Below are 20,344 nucleotides of genomic sequence, written 5' to 3'. Positions count from 1 at the left end.
GCGGCCCCGCGCCCGTACGCCCACTGTTTTGTCATGAGCAGGAGGAATCCCCCCCCATGGTGACCCGTCCACGACTCCGCCCCGCCCTCACCGCCCTGGCCCTCGTCCTCGGCGCACTCTTCGCGCCCGGGATCGGCGCCCTCGGCAGCGGCGCCACCGAGGCGCACGCCGTGACCAAGCTGACCCACGCGCAGGCGACCTCCCGGTTCAGCTCGTCCGGGATCACCTGGTCGTCCTCGGGCGGCTGCTCCGACCGGTCCAACCCCACCTGCACGTCCTTCGACCAGCTCAACCTGCCCAGCGCCCAGGGCGCGCAGACCCTCAAGAGCGCCACCGGCTGCGCGCTCAGGATCACCGGAGGCACCGAGACCGGGCACGCGGGCGGCACGTACTCCCACGGGAACGGCTACAAGCTCGACTTCGCCAAGAGCACCTGCCTGAACAACTACGTCACCGGCGCCTTCACCTACATCGGCACCCGGGGCGACGGCGCCCGTCAGTACCGGTCCGGCTCCGGCAACATCTACGCGGACGAGGGCAACCACTGGGACGTCACGTACGACAACTGCGGCGGCTGCTGACCACGGCGGAGGCCCAGGGGCCGCCCCGCGCCAGGGGCGGCCCCCACCGCGTCACGGGATCGGATCGGCGTCCGGCCCCTCCTGCGCCAGCAGGTCCCGGGCGAAGTCCTCCCACTGCGCGTACCGGTCCGGGTGCGCGGACCGCTGCACCGCCTGGCACACGTCGCCCGGGTCCATCGACTCCCAGCCGTCGATCTGGAGCAGCCCGGGGTTGGCGCTGGGCGAGGGCAGCCCGTAGAAGGACTTGGACGCGGTCGGTACGTGCGTGATCTGGGCCGGCGTACCCCAGCCCATGCTGGGGCGCTGCTGGAAGACACCGAGCGAGTCGTGGTCGACCGCCGTCGTGTAGTTGACGAACGTCGACTCCTGCATCGCCGTCATCAGGGCGATGATCTGCGCCTCCTCGGAGAGGTCCGCCCCCTTTCCGACGCCGATGACCGTCCGGGCGTGGGCCAGCTGCTCCGGGCCGAGGTCGGACGGAGCGGCGAAGAACGCCCGCAGCTCGCTGTCCGGGGCGGTCTTGAGCAGATGGGCGGTGGCCGTGTCGATCCGGCCGGTCGGAGGCAGCCCGTAGCTCTTCTGGAAGGCGGGCAGGCCGTGTGCGCCGGAGGCCTGCGGGGCGGGGGAGGGCGGCGGTGCGGGGTCCGCGTGCGCCGGAGCCGCCGCGGTGAGCAGAAATCCGGCGGCGACCGCCGCGAGCATGCGGCGGGGGAGTCGGTTCATTCGCATACGGAACCGTCCCGGGACGCCGTGCCGAAGTCAAGAACGCCGCACACCGTGTCAATTGATGAGGTATCGGATGCCGGGCGGGCCGGAGTCCGCGCACCCGGAGTCCGGACATGTGTGTGCCCCCGCCGCACGGACGGGGGCACACGGTCCTACCGGGCGGGCGTCAGGCGCCCACGCTCACCGTGAAGCGGCGCGGGTTCCCGTCGTGCGCCGCGCCGGAGACGTCCGGCTCACCGTCCGGGCGGACGTCGTCGTACGGGAACGCGTAACCGATCGGGCTGTTCGCGTGGACCACCCGGGACCAGTGGTTGGTGGCCGGGGTCTTGTAGTAGTCCGCCGTCGACGTGCCGTTCGGCTGGCTCGGGTGGCTCAGCATGATCGAGCGGTTGAAGCCCGCCGCCAGCCGGGCCAGGATCGCCTTCTTGTCGTCGGAGTCGCCCGGGTTGTTGGTGAACGGGCCGTGGTTGCAGGTGAAGATGTCCTTCGTCTCCGGCTTGGTGAAGGTGTGGCCGCCCTCGAAGGTGAGGACGTCGCCGCTCACCCGGCCGGCCAGGGTGCCCCGGCCGCCCTGGAGGTCGATGCGCAGGTCCTCGGAGCGGTACTTCTCCCAGACCTCGTCGATCTGGGCGGTGAACAGGTCCCGGAACGGCATCTCGGCGGGCCGGTCGAAGTACGGGGCCATGATGTTCTGCGGCGAGACGACCCGCAGCACCTTGCCGTCGTCGCCCCGGGTGATCAGCTTGTCCCACGGCTGCCCGTCGGCTGCGGCCTGGGCGGTGAGGTCCTCCGCGATCCGCTCCACCGCGCCCTCGGGGTGCGGGGCCACGACGTGGGTGCCGTCGCCCTCCAGCGTGATGCCGATCGGGAGCGCGGTGATCAGGTCCACGTAGCTGATGTTGGAGTACAGCTGCTCGGTGTTGAAGGTGAACTCGGCGAAGGCCCAGGTCCGCCCGTAGTTCGGGTCCGTCGGCGTCGCGAAGGCGGGCTCCACCAGGGACGGGCCCGGGTTGAGGAAGAAGTCCAGTTTGTCGTCGCGGACGAAGTAGACCCGCGCGCCGTACATCTGCGGCAGGGTCAGCACCACCGGGTCCGCGCCCGCGCCGTTGAGCGGGATCGCGCAGTCGACGGGCAGCGGGGTCTGCGGGGCGCCGGGGGAGTCGGGGCGGTAGACCTCACCGTTCGGCCGGAGCAGCACCCAGCGGTCGGTGCCCAGCTCGTGGCCGGTGACGTACGCGTGCACCGTGCCCGGCAACGACTTGTTCTCCAGGGCGATTTCGCAGGTGGCGGGCGCCGCCGAGGCGCGCGGGCTGAGGGCGGTGCCCCAGGCGGGGTACGTGAGCGCCGCAGCCGAGGCGGCGGCGCCGGTCAGGAACATTCGGCGTGAAATCACGAGGGGACTCCCGAGATGGTGGGGGGCCGCAGGCGGGGGTGGGGGGTGGCGCGGGGAGGGTCAGGAACCGTGGGGGTGCCTGCGGTGCGCACCACTCTCGCCAGGCCCGGCACGAGCGTCAAGACTTGCGACTGAGAGCGCTCTCAATAGTTCCGAGTCTTCACAACTCGACGGCCCGAAGCGGTACTTGCCGGAACCGAGCGGGTGCGAACCGTGACCGTGGGAGGACGCCGACCGCCAAGAGATGAAGCCGGCCGCCAAGAGGTGGACACGCGCCCGGGACGCCCCCGCACCCACCTGACTTGGACTAACGCACCGGGGTTGTTGGACGGAGTCGGCCCCCGCGGCCGAAGTTCGTTGACGGTGTCCGGACACGGCGACTACTCAGGGGCCATGTCGCCAAGATTCCCTCGCCCCGGCCTGGTCGCCGCGGCCTCCGCAGCCGTCCTGGCGCTCGTGGGGGCCGCCCTCCCCACCGCAGCCGCCGCCCCGTCGTCCCCCGCCCCGGCCGGAGCGGCGGAGGCCACCGGGTCCGCCGTGATCCGGTCCGACCGGCTCGCCGTCGCCGTCGCCGACGACTTCCCGCGCGTCCTGTCGTACACCGACCGGGCGAGCGGCGAGCAGCTGCTCGGCTCCACCCGGCCGGTCACCGCCGTCACCCTCAACGGGACCGCCCGCCCGGTGAAACTCAAGGGCGCGCCGAGGATCAGCGGCAACGCCGCCCGCTACACCCTGGCCTTCGACGCGCTGCCGGGCGTCGAGATCGACGCCTCGCTCACCGTCTCCGGGCGGGCCACCACCTTCAAGGTCACCGCCGTCCGCGACACGTCCGCCTTCCGGGTCGGGACCATCGACATCCCCGGGCACGACCTGATCTCCGTCGGGTCCACCGAGGCCGGCGCCGCCACCGCGTTCACCACGCTCGACCCTGACTCCACCCGCACCGCCGACGTCTTCGGCAAGGTCACCGCGGAGACGAAGCCCGACGCCGCGCCCGTCGGGGCCAGTTACGCGATCCTCGGCAACGGCTCCCTCGCTGCGGCGATCGAGTCCAACTCCTCGTACGACAAGCCCTCCGGGCCCACCGGCGGCGACGACGCCCGCTTCTGGCACCAGGCGCGCACCGAGGAGGGCGGTGGCGTCCGGGTCGGCGTCTGGTCCGGCCAGTGGACCTACCGGGGCGAGGGCGCGCCGAAGCCCGAGAGCGGCGAGAACCTGCCGTGGGCCAAGGTCGTCGTCACCCCGGACGCCAACGGCGACAAGGCCGTCGACTGGCAGGACGGGGCGATCGCCTTCCGCTCCATCGGCGTCACCGCGCCCGGCAGCGAGGACACCGCCAAGCGGGTCGTCACCCATATCCCGTTCAACTTCGCCAGCCAGGCCACCCACCCCTTCCTGCGTACCCTGGACGACGTCAAGCGGATCTCGAAGGCCACCGACGGCCTCGGCCAGCTCGCCGTCCTCAAGGGCTACGGCTCCGAGGGCCACGACTCCGCCCACCCGGACTACGGCGGCAACTACAACAAGCGGGCCGGCGGACTGAAGGACCTCAACACCCTGCTCAAGGCCGGCAAGAAGTGGGGCGCCGACTTCGGCGTCCACGTCAACGCCACCGAGTCCTACCCGGAGGCCAACGCCTTCTCCGAGCAGCTCGTCGACAAGACCAAGCCCGGCTGGAACTGGCTCAACCAGAGCTACTACATCGACCAGCGCCGCGACATCAACAGCGGCGACCTGGAAAAGCGCTTCCGGCAACTGCGCGACGAGACAGACAAGAACCTCGACTTCCTCTACATCGACGTCTACTACAGCCACGGCTGGATCGCCGACAAGACGATCCAGGCCGTCCAGAAGCAGGGCTGGACCGTCGGCACCGAGTGGGCCGACAAGTTCGAGCGCGCCTCGCTCTGGTCGCACTGGGCCAACGACCTCAACTACGGCGGAGCCACCAACAAGGGCCTGAACTCGCAGATCATCCGGTTCATCCGCAACGGCGAGAAGGACATCTGGAACAACCACCCGGTCCTCGGCCAGAGCGCCCTGGAGGACTTCGAGGGCTGGACCGGAGAGACCGACTGGAACGCCTTCACCGCCAACATCTGGCAGAAGAACCTCCCCGCCAAGTACCTCCAGCAGCAGAAGATCACCCGCTGGGACGGCAACGACATCACCTTCACCGGCGGGGTGCGCGGCACGGTCGAGAACGGTGAGCGGACCTTCTACGCCCAGGGCCGCAAGGTGCTCAGCGGCACCGACTACCTGCTGCCGTGGGACGGCGGCAAGAAGCTCTACCACTACAGCGGGACCGGCGGCACCAGCAGCTGGGAGGTGCCCGGCAAGGGCGCCTACACCGTCTACGAGCTGACCGACAACGGCCGGAAGAAGGTGGCCACCGTGCGCCCCTCCGGCGGGAAGATCACGCTCACCGCCACCGCCGGACAGGCCTACGTCCTCTACCCCGACCGCGCCCCGAAGGAGACTGCGGCCGGCTGGGGACAGGGGACCGGGCTCAAGGACCCCGGCTTCAACGACCGTGACCTCACGGGCTGGAAGAAGACCGGCACCGCCGTACGCGACACCGACGAGCAGGGCCGCAACAGCGCCGAGCTGTCCGGCTCCGGCACGGCCGCCCTCGCCCAGACCGTCACCGGCCTCACGCCCGGCAAGCGCTACACCGCCTCCGCCCTGATCGAGGTCGAGCCAGGCGAGAGCCGCCGTACGGTGCTGAGCGCGGGCGGCGCGTCGGTGGCCGTCGAACGCTCCACGGCCGAGGACTTCGTCGCCGCGTCCGACTGGCACGGCACCTCCTTCCAGCGCGCCAAGGTCAACTTCACCGCCCCCGCCGACGGCCGCACCACCTTGCGGATCGAGGCGGCGGCGGGCAGCACGGCCAAGGTCCGCGCCGATGACGTACGGATCGTCGAGAACGCCCCGGCGACCCGCACCGGCACGGTGGCGTACGAGGACTTCGAGGCTGTCGACCAGGGCTGGGGCCCCTTCCTCAAGGGCGACGCGGGCGGCTCCACCGACCCTCGCACCAGCGTTTCGCAGCTGAACGCCCCGTACACCCAGTCCGGCTGGAACGGAAAGCTGATCGACGACGTGCTCGGGAAGAAGGAGTCGCTGAAATCGCACGAGGAGAACACCGGCCTCGTCTACCGCACCGCCCCCTGGACCGTCCCGATGAAGGACGGCCACCGCTACAAGGTCGAGTTCGCCTACCAGTCCAGCCACGCCGGCGCCTACAGCTGGGTCGAGGGCTACGACCGGGTCGCCGACGGCAAGGCGTCCTCGACCGAGACCCGGGCCACCCCGATCGGGCAGCAGCGCACCACCGGGCAGTTCGGCCGGACCCTCACCGCGGGCTGCGGCGACACCTGGACCGGGCTGCGCAAGCTCGCCGGAGCACCCGAGGGCGCGGACTTCGTCCTCGACGACTTCACCGTGACCGACCTCGGACCGGCCCCCGCCGGACAGGAGGCCGTCTGCGGCACGCTCGACGTGGCCGCCGACGCCGAGACCCTGGAGCCCGGGGCCCCGAACACGGTGAAGGCGACCTTCGGCAACGACGAGGCGAGCGCCGCCACCGGTGTGCAGCTCGCGCTGACCGTGCCCGAGGGCTGGCAGGCCGAGCCCGTGGGCGCGGTCGCCTTCGACTCGGTTGCCCCGGGCGCGAAGGTCACCGGCAGCTGGCGGGTCACCCCGCCGGTGGACGCCCCCTACGACACGTACGCGCTGGACGCCCAGGCCACGTACGCCGTCGCGGGAGCCGGTCGTACGCTCGGCGCGGGAACCTCGGTCCGTACGCTCCCGCCGCCGCCCACCGAGGACGGCTGGGCCAGTGATCTCGACTGGACGGCTTCGGAGAACGGCTGGGGCCCGGTCGAGCGCGACCGGTCCAACGGGGAGGCCGGGGCAGGTGACGGCGGGCCGCTGAAGATCGGCGGCGTCGCCTACGACAAGGGCCTGGGCACGCACGCCCCGGCGAAGATCCGTTATTACCTGGGCGGGAAGTGCACCTCCTTCACCGCCGAGGTGGGCGTGGACGACGTCCAGGCCACCCGGGGCAGCGTACGGTTCTCGGTCACGGCAGACGGTACGGAGAAGGTGGTGTCGCCCGTACTGGGGGCGGCCGACCCCGCCTGGAAGCTCACTGCCGAGGTCACCGGCGCGAAGTACGTCGAGCTGGTCGTCCAGGACGGCGGCGACGGCAACGGAAACGACCACGCCGACTGGGGCAACGCCCGTTTCCACTGCGGAAGTTGAACCTCCGCCGAATGGCGGTCGAGCCGTGGAGGAGCCGAGCTGAACAGTGCTGGGTCATACTGAGGGGGCCTTCGGGCCCCCTCAGGGGCATGTGGCCCACGGCACATCCGCTATTTGTGGGGTCTCCACAAGGCGAGGCGGCGTTTCGCTGGTGGATCGCGTGCACGATGCCATGGTTCTGTTCACTCCCACCACGAAACCGGGCAGGAGACTGTTCGGAGTCGACGGCACGATTTCTGGGTCGGGGTTCGTAGGGTCGGTACATGACCGTTGTGGACGAAACCCAGGGTGAGCCGACCGACGCCCGAGGCCGGGTGGCCGAACTGCTGGCCCTGCGCGAGCAGGCGCGGCGCGGGCCGAGTGAGCGGGCGACCGAGGCGCAGCACGCCAAGGGGAAGCTGACCGCTCGGGAGCGGATCGGGCTGTTGCTGGATCCGGGTTCGTTCAAGGAGGTCGAGCAGCTGCGTCGGCACCGGGCGACGGGGTTCGGTCTGGAGGCGAAGAAGCCGTACACCGATGGTGTGGTCACCGGTTGGGGCACGGTCGAGGGCCGGACGGTGTTCGTGTACGCGCACGATTTCCGGATCTTCGGCGGGGCGCTGGGTGAGGCGCATGCCACGAAGATCCACAAGATCATGGACATGGCTATCTCGGCGGGTGCTCCGCTGGTGTCGCTGAACGACGGCGCGGGAGCGCGTATCCAGGAGGGCGTTTCGGCGCTCGCGGGTTACGGCGGTATCTTCCAGCGCAATACGCGTGCGAGCGGTGTGATTCCGCAGATCAGCGTGATGCTGGGCCCGTGTGCGGGCGGTGCGGCGTACTCCCCGGCGTTGACGGATTTCGTGTTCATGGTCCGGGAGACCTCGCAGATGTTCATCACCGGGCCGGACGTGGTGAAGGCGGTCACCGGTGAGGAGATCACCCAGAACGGTCTGGGTGGTGCGGACGTGCACGCCGAGACGTCGGGTGTCGCGCATTTCGCGTACGACGACGAGGAGACGTGCATCGCGGAGGTCCGGTACCTCATCGGGATGCTGCCCTCGAACAACCGTGAGAACCCGCCGACCGTTCCGAGTGACGATCCGGCCGACCGGCGCGGCGACGTGCTGCTGGACCTGGTCCCGGCCGACGGGAACCGTCCGTACGACATGCACCAGGTGATCGAGGAGCTCGTCGACGACGGTGACTACCTGGAGATCCACGAGCGCTGGGCCCGCAACATCATCTGCGCGATGGCCCGCCTCGACGGCCAGGTCGTCGGCATCGTCGCCAACCAGCCGCAGGCCCTGGCCGGGGTGCTGGACATCGAGGCCTCCGAGAAGGCCGCTCGCTTCGTCCAGATGTGCGACGCCTTCAACATCCCGATCATCACCCTTCTGGACGTCCCCGGCTTCCTGCCGGGCGTGGACCAGGAGCACGGTGGGATCATCCGCCACGGCGCGAAGCTGCTGTACGCCTACTGCAACGCCACGGTGCCGCGGATCTCGCTGATCCTGCGGAAGGCCTACGGAGGCGCGTACATCGTCATGGACAGCCAGTCCATCGGAGCGGACCTCACCTACGCCTGGCCCACCAACGAGATCGCGGTCATGGGCGCCGAGGGCGCGGCCAACGTGATCTTCCGCCGCCAGATCGCGGACGCCGAGGACCCCGAGGCCATGCGCACCCGCATGGTCAAGGAGTACAAGGCCGAGCTGATGCACCCCTACTACGCGGCCGAGCGCGGCCTCGTCGACGACGTCATCGACCCCGCCGAGACCCGCGAGGTCCTCATCGCCTCGCTCGCCATGCTCCGCACCAAGCACGCCGACCTGCCGTCCCGCAAGCACGGCAACCCCCCGCAGTAGTCCTCCTCCGCAGCGGCGCGATCCGCCGCACGGTCCACGACATCCTGCTGAGAAGACGGAGACACCCCACCATGAGCCTGACTTCCGCCGAGTCCGTCCTGCGCGTCGAGAAGGGTCACGCCGACCCCGAGGAGCTGGCGGCCATCACCGCCGTCCTGATGGCCCGCGCCGCCGCTCAGCCCGCCGCCCCCGCCCACCGGGGCCGTGACACCGCCGGCTGGCGCCGCCTGGAGCGCACGCCGGGCTTCCGCGCCCCGCACAGCTGGCAGGGCTGACCGCCCGCCCGCCGCACGTCATACGGAAGGGCCCCGCACTCCTCAGGAGTGCGGGGCCCTTCCCGTGGTGCCGTAACCCGGAGGCCTCAGCGCAGCCGTGCCATCAGGGCGTGCTCGACCAGCGTGATGAGCGCGCTCTTGGCGTCCGCGCGGTGGCGGGCGTCCGTCGTCAGGATCGGGGTGTCCGGACCGATCTGGAGCGCCTCACGCACCTCGTCGGGCGTGTAGGGCTGGTGTCCGTCGAAGCCGTTGAGGGCGATGACGAACGGGAGGCCGCTGTTCTCGAAGTAGTCGACGGCCGGGAAGCAGTCGGCGAGACGGCGGGTGTCGACGAGGACGACGGCGCCGATCGCGCCGCGGACCAGGTCGTCCCACATGAACCAGAAACGGTCCTGACCGGGCGTACCGAAGAGGTACAGGATCAGGTCCTGGTCCAGGGTGATACGTCCGAAGTCCATGGCCACCGTCGTGGTGGTCTTGTCCCCGGTGTGGGTCAAATCGTCGATGCCCGCCGAGGCGGACGTCATCACGGCTTCGGTGCGCAGCGGGTTGATCTCCGAAACGGCACCGACAAACGTGGTCTTACCCACGCCGAAGCCCCCTGCCACCACGATCTTCGCCGAGGTAGTGGAGCGGGCCGCTCCGCCGCTAGAGCTTGCGAAGTCCACTGAGCACCCTTTCGAGCAGTGTCACATCTGGCTGGCCGCCGGCGGCCTCGTCGCCGCCGGGCTGATGGATAGCGACGAGTCCGGCCTCGGCCAGGTCGGCGACGAGGATCCGGGCAACGCCGAGGGGGATCGAGAGAAGGGCCGAGATCTCGGCGACCGACTTGATCTCGATGCAGAGCCGGCAGATCCGCTGGTGCTCGGGCAACTGCCCTTGCAGCCGGGACGGATTGGCCGTGGTGCTGACCAGCGCCTCGATGGCGAGCTGGTAACGCGGTCGGGTCCGGCCGCCGGTCATGGCGTACGGACGGACCAACGGGTTGTGGGCGGCGGGCTCGGGGGCCCGCCGCTGCTGTTGCACCGGCTGAATACGCGACCGCTGGGGCGCGTCGTACCGCTGGGGCTGCTGCGGTTGCTGCGGCCACCCCGACCCCGGTTGCTGCGGAGGCCACTCGGACCCCTGCGCGCCGTGAGCACCCTGCTGCGGCTGTTGCTGCTGCGGCTGCTGATATGGCTGATACTGCCCGGGGCCCTGCCCGCCAGGAGCGGCAGGGAAGCCGAAACGGTCGTCACCGTGCTCACCCGGAACCCTCTGGTCACCGTTGTATGGGTGCCCGCCTGTGGGTGCTGCCACGTTTCCTCCTCCGACTGCCGGTCGCCGATCCCAGTGGGGCCGCGCCACCGCACTTTATGGCGCGGTGGCGAGAAACGCACTGTCTGTCTACTAGTTAAGAAGACTTCCCTGAAGTTCGGCGCGGAGGTCCGGCGTCAGGACACTGCCCGCGCGGTCCACCAGAAGGGCCATTTCGTACCCAACCAGACCGATATCGGCGTCCGGGTGGGCGAGAACGGCGAGGGACGAGCCGTCGGAGATGGACATGAGGAAGAGGAATCCCCGCTCCATCTCCACAACGGTCTGATTCACGGCGCCGCCCTCGAAGATCCGCGAGGCCCCCGCGGTCAGCGACGTCAGACCGGAGGCGACGGCCGCCAGCTGGTCGGCGCGGTCGCGCGGGAAACCTTCGGACATCGCCAGCAGGAGTCCGTCGGCGGAGACCACCACCGTGTGCGACACCCCGGGGGTGTTGTCCACGAAATTGGTGATCAACCAGTTGAGATTCTGCGCCGCCTGGCTCATCGGGCTCACACTAACGCTCCTGGTTGTAGGTGGTACTGGTGTCCGACCCCGCGCTGCGTCCCCGCTGGATCCCCCGCCGCAGGTTGCTCAACCTGCCGCGGACGTCCTCGGGCGCACGGGAGACCTGTGGGCCGCCCTGCTGGGTCTGCTCCGCCGTGCCCTCGACCAGGTTGGCCTTGGGTACGCGCCGGGGGAGACCGGAGGGGGTGATTCCGCCCGCCTTCGGCTCACGGAGCTTCTCGGCCCGCTCCCAGCGCTCGTCGTTCGTCGAGCGCCAGTCGTCGGTGCCGTCCCCGTCCGTCTGCGGGTCCTGCCGCTGTTCCTGCTGCGGAAGGCGCTGCGGAGTCGGAGCGGGCTGGTCGTCGGCGCGGCCGCCGGGGCCGGGCTGCCAGTGCTGCTGACCGCCGCGGCGCGGCAGACCGGCTTCGGTCAGCTCGTGGCCGACGTTCGGGGTGGGTCCCGGACGGTCGAAGCCTACGCGCTCCGAAGGCTCCGCGGGCGTGCTCGGAACAGATTCCGATTCGGCGGGAGCAATCGGCTCATAAGTGTTCTGGAAACCGCTCTGAACAGGCCAGTCGTCCTGGTGGGACTGGTCGGCGGCCGGAGCCGCGTACGGGTCGGCGTACTGGCCCGGCCGGTCGTCCGGAACGGCATATGCCGATTCCTGGAAGCCGTCTCCGGGGTGCTGCTGATCCTGCTGCGGCTGCTGATCCTGCTGCGGATAGCCGTCCTCGGCGCCGTACTGCTGCTGCTGTTCGTAGGAGCCCTGGTACTGGTCCTGCTGCGGCTGCTGCCCGTACTGGTCCTGGCGGTAGTGCTCGTCGGCGTACCCCTGCTGCGGCTGCTGCTGCCCGCCGTACGGGTCGCCCGCGTACGGCTCCGGTGCGTAGCCCTGCTGCTCCTGGGAGGTGTCGCCGAACGGGCCGCCCGTGCCCGTCTGGGCCTCCAGGGCCGCCCTGCGCTCCTCGCGCATCAGCGAGCGGTTGACCGGGTCGAGCTGGCCCGGGTCCGCCGGGACCTCGTACCGCGAGTCGTCGAAGCCGAGCTCCGCCGCCGTACGCATCGGAGCCTGCTGCGGCGCCGGCTCGAAGGCCTGCTGCTGCTCGGGGATGATCGAGGAGACGGTGAAGTCGTCCTGGCCGTTGCCCGGTTCGCCACCGCCACCGTGGGTGATGGCGTCCGGCAGCATGACCAGCGAGGTGGTCCCGGCCTGCTCGCCCGAGGGGCGCAGCTGGACCCGGATCCCGTGCCGGTCGGCCAGCCGGCCGACCACGAACAGGCCCATGCGCTGGGACACCGCGGCGTCCACGGTCGGCGGGTTGGCCAGCTTGTGGTTGATGTCGGCGAAGTCCTCGGCGGTGAGGCCGATGCCCTTGTCGTGGATCTCGACCATGACGCGGCCGTCGGGCAGCCGGGTCGCGGTGACCCTGACCTTGGTCTGCGGCGAGGAGAACGTGGTGGCGTTCTCCAGCAGCTCGGCCAGCAGGTGCACGAGGTCGGTGACGGCCTGGCCGTGGATCTCGCTCTCCGGCACACCGGTCAGCTCGATGCGCTCGTAGGACTCCACCTCGGAGGAGGCGGCCCGGAGCACGTCGACCAGGGGAACGGGCTGGTTCCAGCGGCGGCCGGGCTCCTCGCCCGCGAGGACGAGGAGGTTCTCGCCGTTGCGGCGCATACGGGTCGCCAGGTGGTCCAGCTTGAAGAGGCTCTCCAGCTGGTCCGGGTCGGCCTCGTTGTTCTCCAGGTCGCTGATGAGGGTCAGCTGGCCCTCGATGAGCGACTGGTTGCGGCGCGAGAGGTTGGTGAAGATCGCGTTGACGTTGCCCCGCAGCATGGCCTGCTCGGCGGCGAGCCGGACGGCCTCGCGGTGCACCTGGTCGAAGGCGCGGGCGACCTCGCCGATCTCGTCCTGTGTGGTGATCGGGATGGGCTGCACCCGGGTGTCGACCCGGCCCGGGTCGGTACGCGAGAGCTGGTCGACCAGGGAGGGCAGCCGCTGCTCGGCGATGCCGAAGGCGGCGGTACGCAGCTGGCGCATCGAGCGGCTCATCTGGCGGGCCATGAGCCCGGCCAGGATGAACGCGGCCAGCAGCGCGATGACGACGATGAGGCCGTTGACGATGGCGTCGGTCTTGGCGTCGGAGGAGATGCTCGCGGCCTCGTCCACCGCCTTGGTGACGAGCTCGTCCTCGACGGTGGCGTACCCCTCGAACTTCGCGGTGGCCGCCGCCATCCAGGTCTCGGGCGTGATGCCCTTGGCCGCCAGGTCCTTGGGGTCCTGGCCCTTGCCGATCTCCTGGGCCATGCCGTCGAAGACCGAACCGTCGATGCTCGGCGGCGCCACGAAGGGCTTGCCCGCGGCCTCGGCCTGCTCCTTGGCGGCCTTGAGCTGCTTGGCGCCCTCGGCGGCCTTGCCCGCCATGACCTGCTTGAGCCGGTCGACGTCCGCCTGGGTGCCACCGGAGTTGAACTCGCCGAGGGCGATCTGCTCCAGGTAGTTGTACGAGCCGAAGGCCTTGACCTGGTCGTTGTACGTGCCCGGCTTCTGGCTCGGGCGCACCAGAAGGTGCATGCCGATCGAGCGCTGAAGCGATTCTGCAGCCTTGGACAGCTCGATCGCGTAGACGGTGCGGCCGTAGCTGGTGATGTTGCCGGTGCCGAGGCCGAGCTCGTTGGAGAACTCCATCAGCGAGTGCTGGACCTGGACGTAGCCCTCTTCGGTCTTCACCGGGTCCAGGGCCTGCGAGTAGGCGGCCTTGCGCAGCTCGGGAAGCTTGGGCTCCTCACCCTTGAACAGCTTCAGCCGGCGCTCCAGGCCCGGTTTCGACGGCATGTCCTTGACCGCGGCGTCGAACTTCCGCGCCGCCTCGTCGGTGGTGGCCCGGGTCTGCTCGACCACATCGGCGTCACGGTCGCCCGAGAGCAGCGGCTCCGCGGTGAGGTCGCGCTCGTTCAGCAGCGCCTGCCCGTAGTCGGACGCGGCTCGCACGACGACCGCGATCTTCTCGGCCTCCTGCGCCTCGCCCCAGGTGTCGATGGAGCCCTTCACCTGGAAGCCGCCCATGACCAGACCGACCAGCACCGGGATCAGGAGGATCGCGTTCAGGCGGGTGGCCACGCGCCAGTTGCGTGGGGACAGCCGGCTGGAGCTGCCGCCCTCGGCGGGCACCGTGCCGGGCACATCCGCAGGGGACGCCGCAGCGCGCGACGGCGGGGTGAAGTTGCCCCGCTCGGGCTGCGCCGCGGAGCCCTCGTTGCTTCGCCTCACTCGACCAACAACCTCTCGGCGTCGGCACCTACGCTGTGCCGGATTATTTCGTTCAGGGCCGTACTACTGGGGAGTTCGTCGAATTGCAGCACGGGTACCGGCCCCGTTCCAAACACTCGGAATCATCGATTCCGAGTGGCCCAGGCCTCAGATAAAACGGGCATAAAGAGCGAGCCCCGTCAAAAGGCGGGGCTCATGTGAGCGCAGTGGCACCGAATGGATGCATCGGGTGGCGGAGCGGAGTCAATTCTCTGTCGAAACGTTATGAACACGGGGGCGGATCGTGTCAAACGACACAGGCCGCCCCCGCGTGACTACTGCAACTTCCGTATACCGATATCGACTTGCGTCTGGCGGAATGACTACTTCAGGCGTGCCATCAGAGCGTGCTCGACCAGCGTGATCAGGCCGCTCTTGGCGTCCGCGCGGTGGCGGGCGTCGGTGGTGATGATGGGCGCGTCCGGACCGATCTGGAGCGCCTCACGCACCTCGTCGGGCGTGTAGGGCTGGTGTCCGTCGAAGCCGTTGAGGGCGATGACGAACGGCAGCCCGCTGTTCTCGAAGTAGTCGACGGCCGGGAAGCAGTCGGCGAGACGGCGGGTGTCGACGAGGACGACGGCGCCGATCGCGCCGCGGACCAGGTCGTCCCACATGAACCAGAAACGGTCCTGACCGGGCGTACCGAAGAGGTACAGGATCAGGTCCTGGTCCAGTGTGATGCGGCCGAAGTCCATGGCGACGGTGGTCGTCGTCTTGTCCCCGGTGTGGGTCAGATCGTCGATGCCCGCGGACGCGGACGTCATGACGGCCTCGGTGCGCAGCGGGTTGATCTCCGACACGGCCCCGACGAACGTGGTCTTGCCCACGCCGAAGCCGCCCGCCACCACGATCTTCGCCGAGGTGGTGGCGCGGCCCGTACCGCCGCTAGAGCTTGCGAAGTCCACTGAGCACCCTTTCGAGCAGTGTCACATCCGGCGCGCCGCCGGCCTCTCCGTTGCCCGGCTGGTGGATGGCCACCATGCCGGCTTCCGCCAGGTCCGCCACCAGGATCCGGGCGACGCCGAGCGGCATCGACAGCAGTGCCGACACCTCCGCCACCGACTTGACCTCACGGCAGAGGTGGCAGATCCGCTGGTGCTCGGGGAGCAGGGTCCCCAGATGCGCCGGGTCTGCCGTCGTGCTGACCAGAGCCTCTATCGCGAGCTGGTAGCGCGGCCGGGTCCGGCCGCCGGTCATGGCATAAGGACGAACCAGCGGCTGGTCGCCTTCCCCGTCGTACGACGCGTGGTGCAGTGCGCCGTACGGATCGGGTGAGGCGGGTGGCGGGGTCATGAATCCTCCGGGCGTGACAGCAGGTTCTCGGCTTGCCGTCTGCAAGGGGCCGGTGAGGGGACTAAAGCGGCCTGTCGGGTGAGGGTTGTGGGCATTACCTGGGGGGATCGTGTCGTGAATCCGCTGGATGGCCGTCTAATGGAGCAGACTGCCTTGGAGCTCGGCGCGGAGGTCGGGCGTGAGGACGGTGCCCGCACGGTCGACCAGGAGGGCCATTTCGTACCCGACCAGACCGATGTCGGCGTCCGGGTGGGCGAGAACGGCGAGGGACGAGCCGTCGGAGATGGACATGAGGAAGAGGAATCCCCGCTCCATCTCCACAACCGTCTGACTGACGGCGCCGCCCTCGAAGATCCGGGACGCACCCGCGGTCAGCGAGGTCAGCCCGGACGCGACAGCGGCGAGCTGGTCGGCGCGGTCGCGCGGGAAACCTTCGGACATCGCCAGCAGCAGGCCATCCGCGGAGACCACCACCGTGTGGGACACCCCTGGGGTGTTGTCCACGAAGTTGGTGATCAGCCAGTTCAGATTCTGCGCGGCCTGACTCATGGGGCTCAACTAACGCTCCTGCTGGTGAGTGGGGCCGAGATGGATACTGCCGGTCTGCGAGCCGTTGTTGGCCTGCCGACCCTGCTGGATGCCCCGGCGGAGATTGGTCAGACGACCGCGCACGTCATCGGGCGCGCGCGAAACCTGAGGTCCGGACTGGTGATTCTGCTGCTGTGCGGTCCCCGGAACCAAATTGGCGCGGGGAACACGGCGGGGCAGCCCGGAAGTGGTGACACCGCCGGCCGCGGGCTTCTTGACCCGTTCGGCCTGGCGTACGAGTTCGTCGTTGGGAGAGGCCCGCCAGGAACTGGTGACCGAGGGGTCGGCCGCACCACGCTGAGGCATGGGCGGAACGGGCACACCGGTGGGCTCCGGAGCGGCCGGCGCCTGCGGTTCGGCGGGCGACTGCTGGCCGCCCTGGCCCGGACCGTGGAACCAGTTCGTCTCCAGCGTGTCGTACAGCGGCGTACGCCCGTCCCCGGGACCGGCCGGTGGCAGGGCCTCCGGCTGCTGGGGCTGGGACGGCAGCGCCGGACGCGGGGCGCCGAAGTCGTTGCCCTCCGGGCCGGGCCGACGCGGCGCGGGCAGCTGCTGCTGACCCTGGTCGTAGCCGCCCTGGCCCTGCTGGTTGCCGCCCGGACCCTGCTGGTTCGGGTGCGGCTGCTGCGGGACACCGAAGTCCGGCCGCGCGAACTGCGCGGTGCTCGCCGGGTCCTGGCCCTGCGGAGCCTGCTGCGGGTACGAGCGGTCCTGCGGAGCCCCGGGAGCCGAGAAGTCGGGCCGGGCGAACTCGGAGGTCGCACCGGGGCCCTGCCGGTCGTCCGCAGGCCGCTGGTTCAGCGGGGCGTCGAACGCCGGGTCCTGGCCGGGGCCCGCCGGCCGGGCGAACTGCCCGGTCGTGTCGTGCTCCTCGTGGCCGCGCGGGGTGTCGGCGCCCCAGCTGGTGGCCGCCGGACGCTGCGGCTGCGGGTTGCCCCCGGGCAGCTCGGCACGCGGTCCACCGGGCGGCGGCAGCTGACGGCCGGGGCCGCCGGACTGCTGGAAACCGCCCTGGGCGGGGCCGTTCTGTCCCGGGCGCCCCTGGGGCTGCTGCGCCCCGGGGCCCTGCTGGTTCGACTGGTTCTGCTGGCCCTGCTGGTTCTGCCAGCCGGACGGGCCCTGCTGGCTCTGCTGGTTCTGGGGTGCGAACGAGCCCGGGCGGCCGTTCTGCCCGGGGGAGGGCGGAGCGCCGTGCCCGAACAGGTTGGGCTGCGCCGGGGCCTCGCCCTGGGGGCCGCCCTGGGCGCCGCGCGCGCCGAGCCGGGCGCTGTTGCCGAAGGCGCCGGAGAGACCGCCGCCCTGGCGCTGGGGCGCCTGGCCCTGGGCCGGGAAGTCCTGACCCGGGCCGCCGTTGTTCGGCTGACCGCCGCCCTGCGGGCCCTGCGGCCGACCCGTCGAGCCGTCCCGGGACGGCAGCGCCGCCCGGGGACCCGCGCCTGCGCCGACCTGGCCGCGCTGGGCGCCGGGTCCACCGCCGAGGCTCTTGGCGTCCGGACCGCCCGGACCGCCCGGACCGCTGCCGAGACCCGCGCGCTGGCCGTTGCCCGCGCCGTTCCCGTTGCCCGCGAGCAGACCGCCCGGGGCGCCGGACTGCTGCCCGGAACCCTGCTTGGACGGCGGCTGCTTGCCACCGTGCGCGACGTCGACGGGCAGCATGACCAGCGCGGTCGTACCGCCGGAGTCGGAGGGACGCAGCTGGATCCGGATGCCGTGACGCAGCGACAGCCGGCCGACCACGAACAGTCCCATGCGGCGGGAGACGGAGACGTCCACCGTCGGCGGCTGCGCGAGCCGCTCGTTGATCGCGGCGAGGTCCTCGGGCGAGAGGCCGATACCGGTGTCGTGGATCTCGACGAGCACGCGGCCGTCGGGCAGCGCGTGACCGGTGACCCGGACCTTCGTCTGCGGTGAGGAGAACGACGTGGCGTTCTCCAGCAGCTCGGCGAGCAGGTGCACGAGGTCGTTGACGACCCGTCCCGCGACCTCGGTGGCGGGCACCGCGGAGAGTTCGATGCGCTCGTACTGCTCCACCTCGGAGGCGGCGGCACGGAGCACATCGACCAGCGGGACGGGGCGGGTCCACCGGCGTCCCGGCTCCTCGCCCGCGAGGACGAGGAGGTTCTCGCCGTTACGGCGCATACGGGTCGCGAGGTGGTCGAGCTTGAAGAGCGAGGAGAGCTGGTCCGGGTCGGCCTCGCGGGACTCCAGTTCGGAGATGAGCGAGAGCTGGCGCTGGATGAGGCCCTGGGAGCGGCGCGAGAGGTTGGTGAACATCGCGTTGACGTTGCCCCGGAGGAGGGCCTGCTCGGCGGCGAGGCGGACGGCCTCGCGGTGCACGTCGTCGAAGGCCGCGGCCACCTGGCCGATCTCGTCCCGGGAGTGCACACCGACCGACTCGACGGAGGTGTCGACGTCCTGCGGGTCGGTCTCGGAGAGCTGCTTGACGAGCTCGGGCAGCCGGTCCTGGGCGACCCGGGTGGCGGTGTCCTGGAGGCGGCGCAGCGAGCGGATCATGGAGCGGGCCACCACGAAGGCGCCGACGAGCGAGACGCCGAGCACGAGGAGGATGACCGCACCGTTGACGATCGCCTCGCGCTGGGAGGCCTGGCGCAGTTCGCGGGCCTTGGCCTCCATGTCGCTGAGGAGGGTGGCCTCGATCGTCTCCATGGCCTTGATCTTGATGGTGCTCTGGTCGTACCAGTCGAGGTAGGACCGGACCTGCTTGCCCTCGATCCCGTTGGTGGTGTCCAGGATCCGCTTGGCGTACATGTTCCCGGCGTTGATCTCCGGGTTGCCGTTGTCCAGGGGAGCCATGAGCTCCTCGGCGCTCTCCCCGGTCGTCCCGTAGATCGTCTTGAACGAGGTGAGGGCGCGGGACTCCTTGGCGAGGGCGTTGGAGCCGAACTGCCGGTCGTTCGGGTTGAGGTGCGGCTCCTTGACCGAACCGCCGGGCAGCGCCGCGGCGATGATCGCGCGCTGGACCGAGGCGTACTCCTTGGCGGAGGAGAACGCCGCCAGGGCCCGGGTCCGCTTGATCATGTCCGGGTTGCTGGTCGCCTGCGCCATGTCCTGCGAGAGGCTCAGCAGCGAGGTGATCAGCTGGTTGTACTGGTCGATCGTGTTGAGACTCGGTGCGCCCTCTTCGTACGCCGTCTTGCGGATCGTACGGATGGTGCCGAGCTGGGAAGCGATCTGCGAGATGCTCGCGTGGATGCTGTCGAGCGCCTCGTCGCCCTCGGAGTCACCGATCGAGTCGGTCTCGTCGAGGAAGGCGTCCTTGGCCCGGTCCGTCTTGTCCCGGGGCCCGGTGACCTTGTAGTCGGTGGGCTTGGACTTGTTCGACAGCGGACCGGCCGACTGGTCGCGCTCCACCTGGAGCGCCTGGGCGAGCGAGGTCGCCTGCTTGGTCATCTTCGTCAGCAGCTGCATGTGCTCCAGCTGCTGCATGTCGGTCATGGACTCGTTGATCCTCAGACCGCCCAGCGTGGTCGCTGCGACCACGGGGAGGGCGAGGAGCGAGACCAGTCGCGTACTGATGCGCCAGTTACGGAGCGCTATTCGCGAACCCGTGTCGACCGGGCCACGCGACTGTGCGGGCGTGTTCGGCTCCGCGCCGCCGCCCGTCGTGGAGCCCGGGCGCTGCGCACGGTCGCTGTTGTCGCCGGCAGCGGCCGGCCCGGGGTTCTGGGCGTGCTGGGGCGAGGAACCGCGGTCGGTCCCGCCGCGCGGCTCCTGTTCCGCCGGAGCGCTGCCATCCCTCTTGAAACGTCCCTGCACTAGCGTCGCAACCTCTGGACCAGGCGTCCCGCCCGCAGGTAGCGGACAAGAACGGTGTCGGCGTCGTGGGGCGCTGGACGCGCCCCATGGTGGTCGTATGAGTGACCGGCGTACTTCCCCCTCCCGCCGCCACTCGGCGCTGCGTTGCGCCCCGGCGCGCCGGATCTGAAGCCCGCGGCGGTGCGTGGAATTCCAGCACAGTGCAGGATCTCCAACAAGGCCCATGTACCGGGCTGTGACCTGGGTGACACGTTGTGATGAATGGGTAACAAGCAGTGGAGAGTGATCGTGAGTAAAGCGGACTATTGGGGGCGAGTCACCTAGGGGTGGGGGGTGTCCCAGTCGCGATGATCAGGAGCGGAATGGTGGATTCAGTGGTGCAATGTCCGTTTTCTGGAACGGGGCCGACTGTCCGAAATGGGCAAATTGTCGATTAGTTCGTGAGCAAACTCACATGATGATCGTCGCCTCATCCCGGCTCGGGCAGG

Annotated in this window: 14 protein-coding genes; 4 read left to right on the top strand and 10 right to left on the bottom strand. The window is 70.2% G+C overall.

Features of this window, described 5'->3' with window-relative positions; translation table 11 throughout:
* Positions 1-56: 56 nt before the first annotated feature.
* Positions 57-581: a hypothetical protein gene (locus AC0VY3_RS26595; protein ID WP_475550758.1), complete on the top strand. Its 525-nt coding sequence runs from the start codon at positions 57-59 to the stop codon at positions 579-581.
* 51 nt (positions 582-632) lie between these two features.
* Here AC0VY3_RS26595 and AC0VY3_RS26590 read toward each other — a convergent pair whose 3' ends face one another.
* Both AC0VY3_RS26590 and AC0VY3_RS26585 read right to left on the bottom strand, forming a co-directional pair.
* On the bottom strand, positions 633-1,304 hold the full coding sequence (locus AC0VY3_RS26590) for a peptidoglycan-binding protein (protein ID WP_475550757.1): 672 nt from the start codon (positions 1,302-1,304) through the stop codon (positions 633-635).
* A gap of 169 nt (positions 1,305-1,473) precedes the next feature.
* Positions 1,474-2,685, bottom strand: a complete 1,212-nt coding sequence (locus tag AC0VY3_RS26585; protein WP_475551735.1) for a glycoside hydrolase family 64 protein — start codon at positions 2,683-2,685, stop codon at positions 1,474-1,476.
* Positions 2,686-3,093: 408 nt separating this feature from the next.
* On the opposite strand from AC0VY3_RS26585, the gene AC0VY3_RS26580 reads away from it, so the two are divergent.
* The 3 genes from AC0VY3_RS26580 (at position 3,094) to AC0VY3_RS26570 (ending at position 9,088) form a co-directional block, all read left to right on the top strand.
* A complete protein-coding gene (locus AC0VY3_RS26580) occupies positions 3,094-6,966 on the top strand; it encodes an endo-alpha-N-acetylgalactosaminidase family protein (RefSeq protein ID WP_475550756.1) in 3,873 nt (1,290 codons plus the stop codon).
* A gap of 263 nt (positions 6,967-7,229) precedes the next feature.
* Positions 7,230-8,813 (top strand): acyl-CoA carboxylase subunit beta, encoded by a 1,584-nt coding sequence (locus tag AC0VY3_RS26575; RefSeq protein WP_475550755.1) that lies wholly within the window; start codon positions 7,230-7,232, stop codon positions 8,811-8,813.
* 71 nt (positions 8,814-8,884) lie between these two features.
* Positions 8,885-9,088 (top strand): acyl-CoA carboxylase subunit epsilon, encoded by a 204-nt coding sequence (locus AC0VY3_RS26570; RefSeq protein WP_030076048.1) that lies wholly within the window; start codon positions 8,885-8,887, stop codon positions 9,086-9,088.
* Positions 9,089-9,174: 86 nt separating this feature from the next.
* Here the strand turns inward: AC0VY3_RS26570 and AC0VY3_RS26565 are convergent, their stop codons facing one another.
* From AC0VY3_RS26565 to AC0VY3_RS26530, 8 genes are all read right to left on the bottom strand, one after another.
* Positions 9,175-9,756, bottom strand: a complete 582-nt coding sequence (locus AC0VY3_RS26565; RefSeq protein ID WP_014048542.1) for a GTP-binding protein — start codon at positions 9,754-9,756, stop codon at positions 9,175-9,177.
* Positions 9,737-10,387: a DUF742 domain-containing protein gene (locus AC0VY3_RS26560; protein ID WP_475550754.1), complete on the bottom strand. Its 651-nt coding sequence runs from the start codon at positions 10,385-10,387 to the stop codon at positions 9,737-9,739. The genes AC0VY3_RS26565 and AC0VY3_RS26560 overlap by 20 nt, the downstream gene beginning before the upstream one ends.
* A gap of 90 nt (positions 10,388-10,477) precedes the next feature.
* A complete protein-coding gene (locus tag AC0VY3_RS26555) occupies positions 10,478-10,891 on the bottom strand; it encodes a roadblock/LC7 domain-containing protein (RefSeq protein WP_030125847.1) in 414 nt (137 codons plus the stop codon).
* Positions 10,892-10,901: 10 nt separating this feature from the next.
* Entirely contained in the window at positions 10,902-14,159 is a 3,258-nt protein-coding gene (locus AC0VY3_RS26550) for a sensor histidine kinase (RefSeq protein WP_475550753.1), read from the bottom strand.
* Between the two features lie 362 nt (positions 14,160-14,521).
* Positions 14,522-15,103, bottom strand: coding sequence for a GTP-binding protein (locus AC0VY3_RS26545; RefSeq protein ID WP_003966011.1), 582 nt, complete (start codon positions 15,101-15,103; stop codon positions 14,522-14,524).
* Positions 15,084-15,491 carry a DUF742 domain-containing protein gene (locus tag AC0VY3_RS26540; protein WP_003966010.1) on the bottom strand — a complete coding sequence of 136 codons (408 nt, stop codon included), beginning with the start codon at positions 15,489-15,491 and terminating at the stop codon, positions 15,084-15,086. The genes AC0VY3_RS26545 and AC0VY3_RS26540 overlap by 20 nt, the downstream gene beginning before the upstream one ends.
* A gap of 135 nt (positions 15,492-15,626) precedes the next feature.
* On the bottom strand, positions 15,627-16,040 hold the full coding sequence (locus AC0VY3_RS26535; protein ID WP_006127850.1) for a roadblock/LC7 domain-containing protein: 414 nt from the start codon (positions 16,038-16,040) through the stop codon (positions 15,627-15,629).
* Positions 16,041-16,049: 9 nt separating this feature from the next.
* Positions 16,050-19,856, bottom strand: a complete 3,807-nt coding sequence (locus AC0VY3_RS26530) for a sensor histidine kinase (protein WP_475550752.1) — start codon at positions 19,854-19,856, stop codon at positions 16,050-16,052.
* Between the last annotated feature and the right edge of the window lie 488 nt (positions 19,857-20,344).

This window comes from Streptomyces sp. iso_384 (assembly GCF_056172905.1).
The sequence above is the reverse complement of the archived record's forward strand: the minus strand, read 5'-3'. Positions and strand labels throughout refer to the sequence as shown.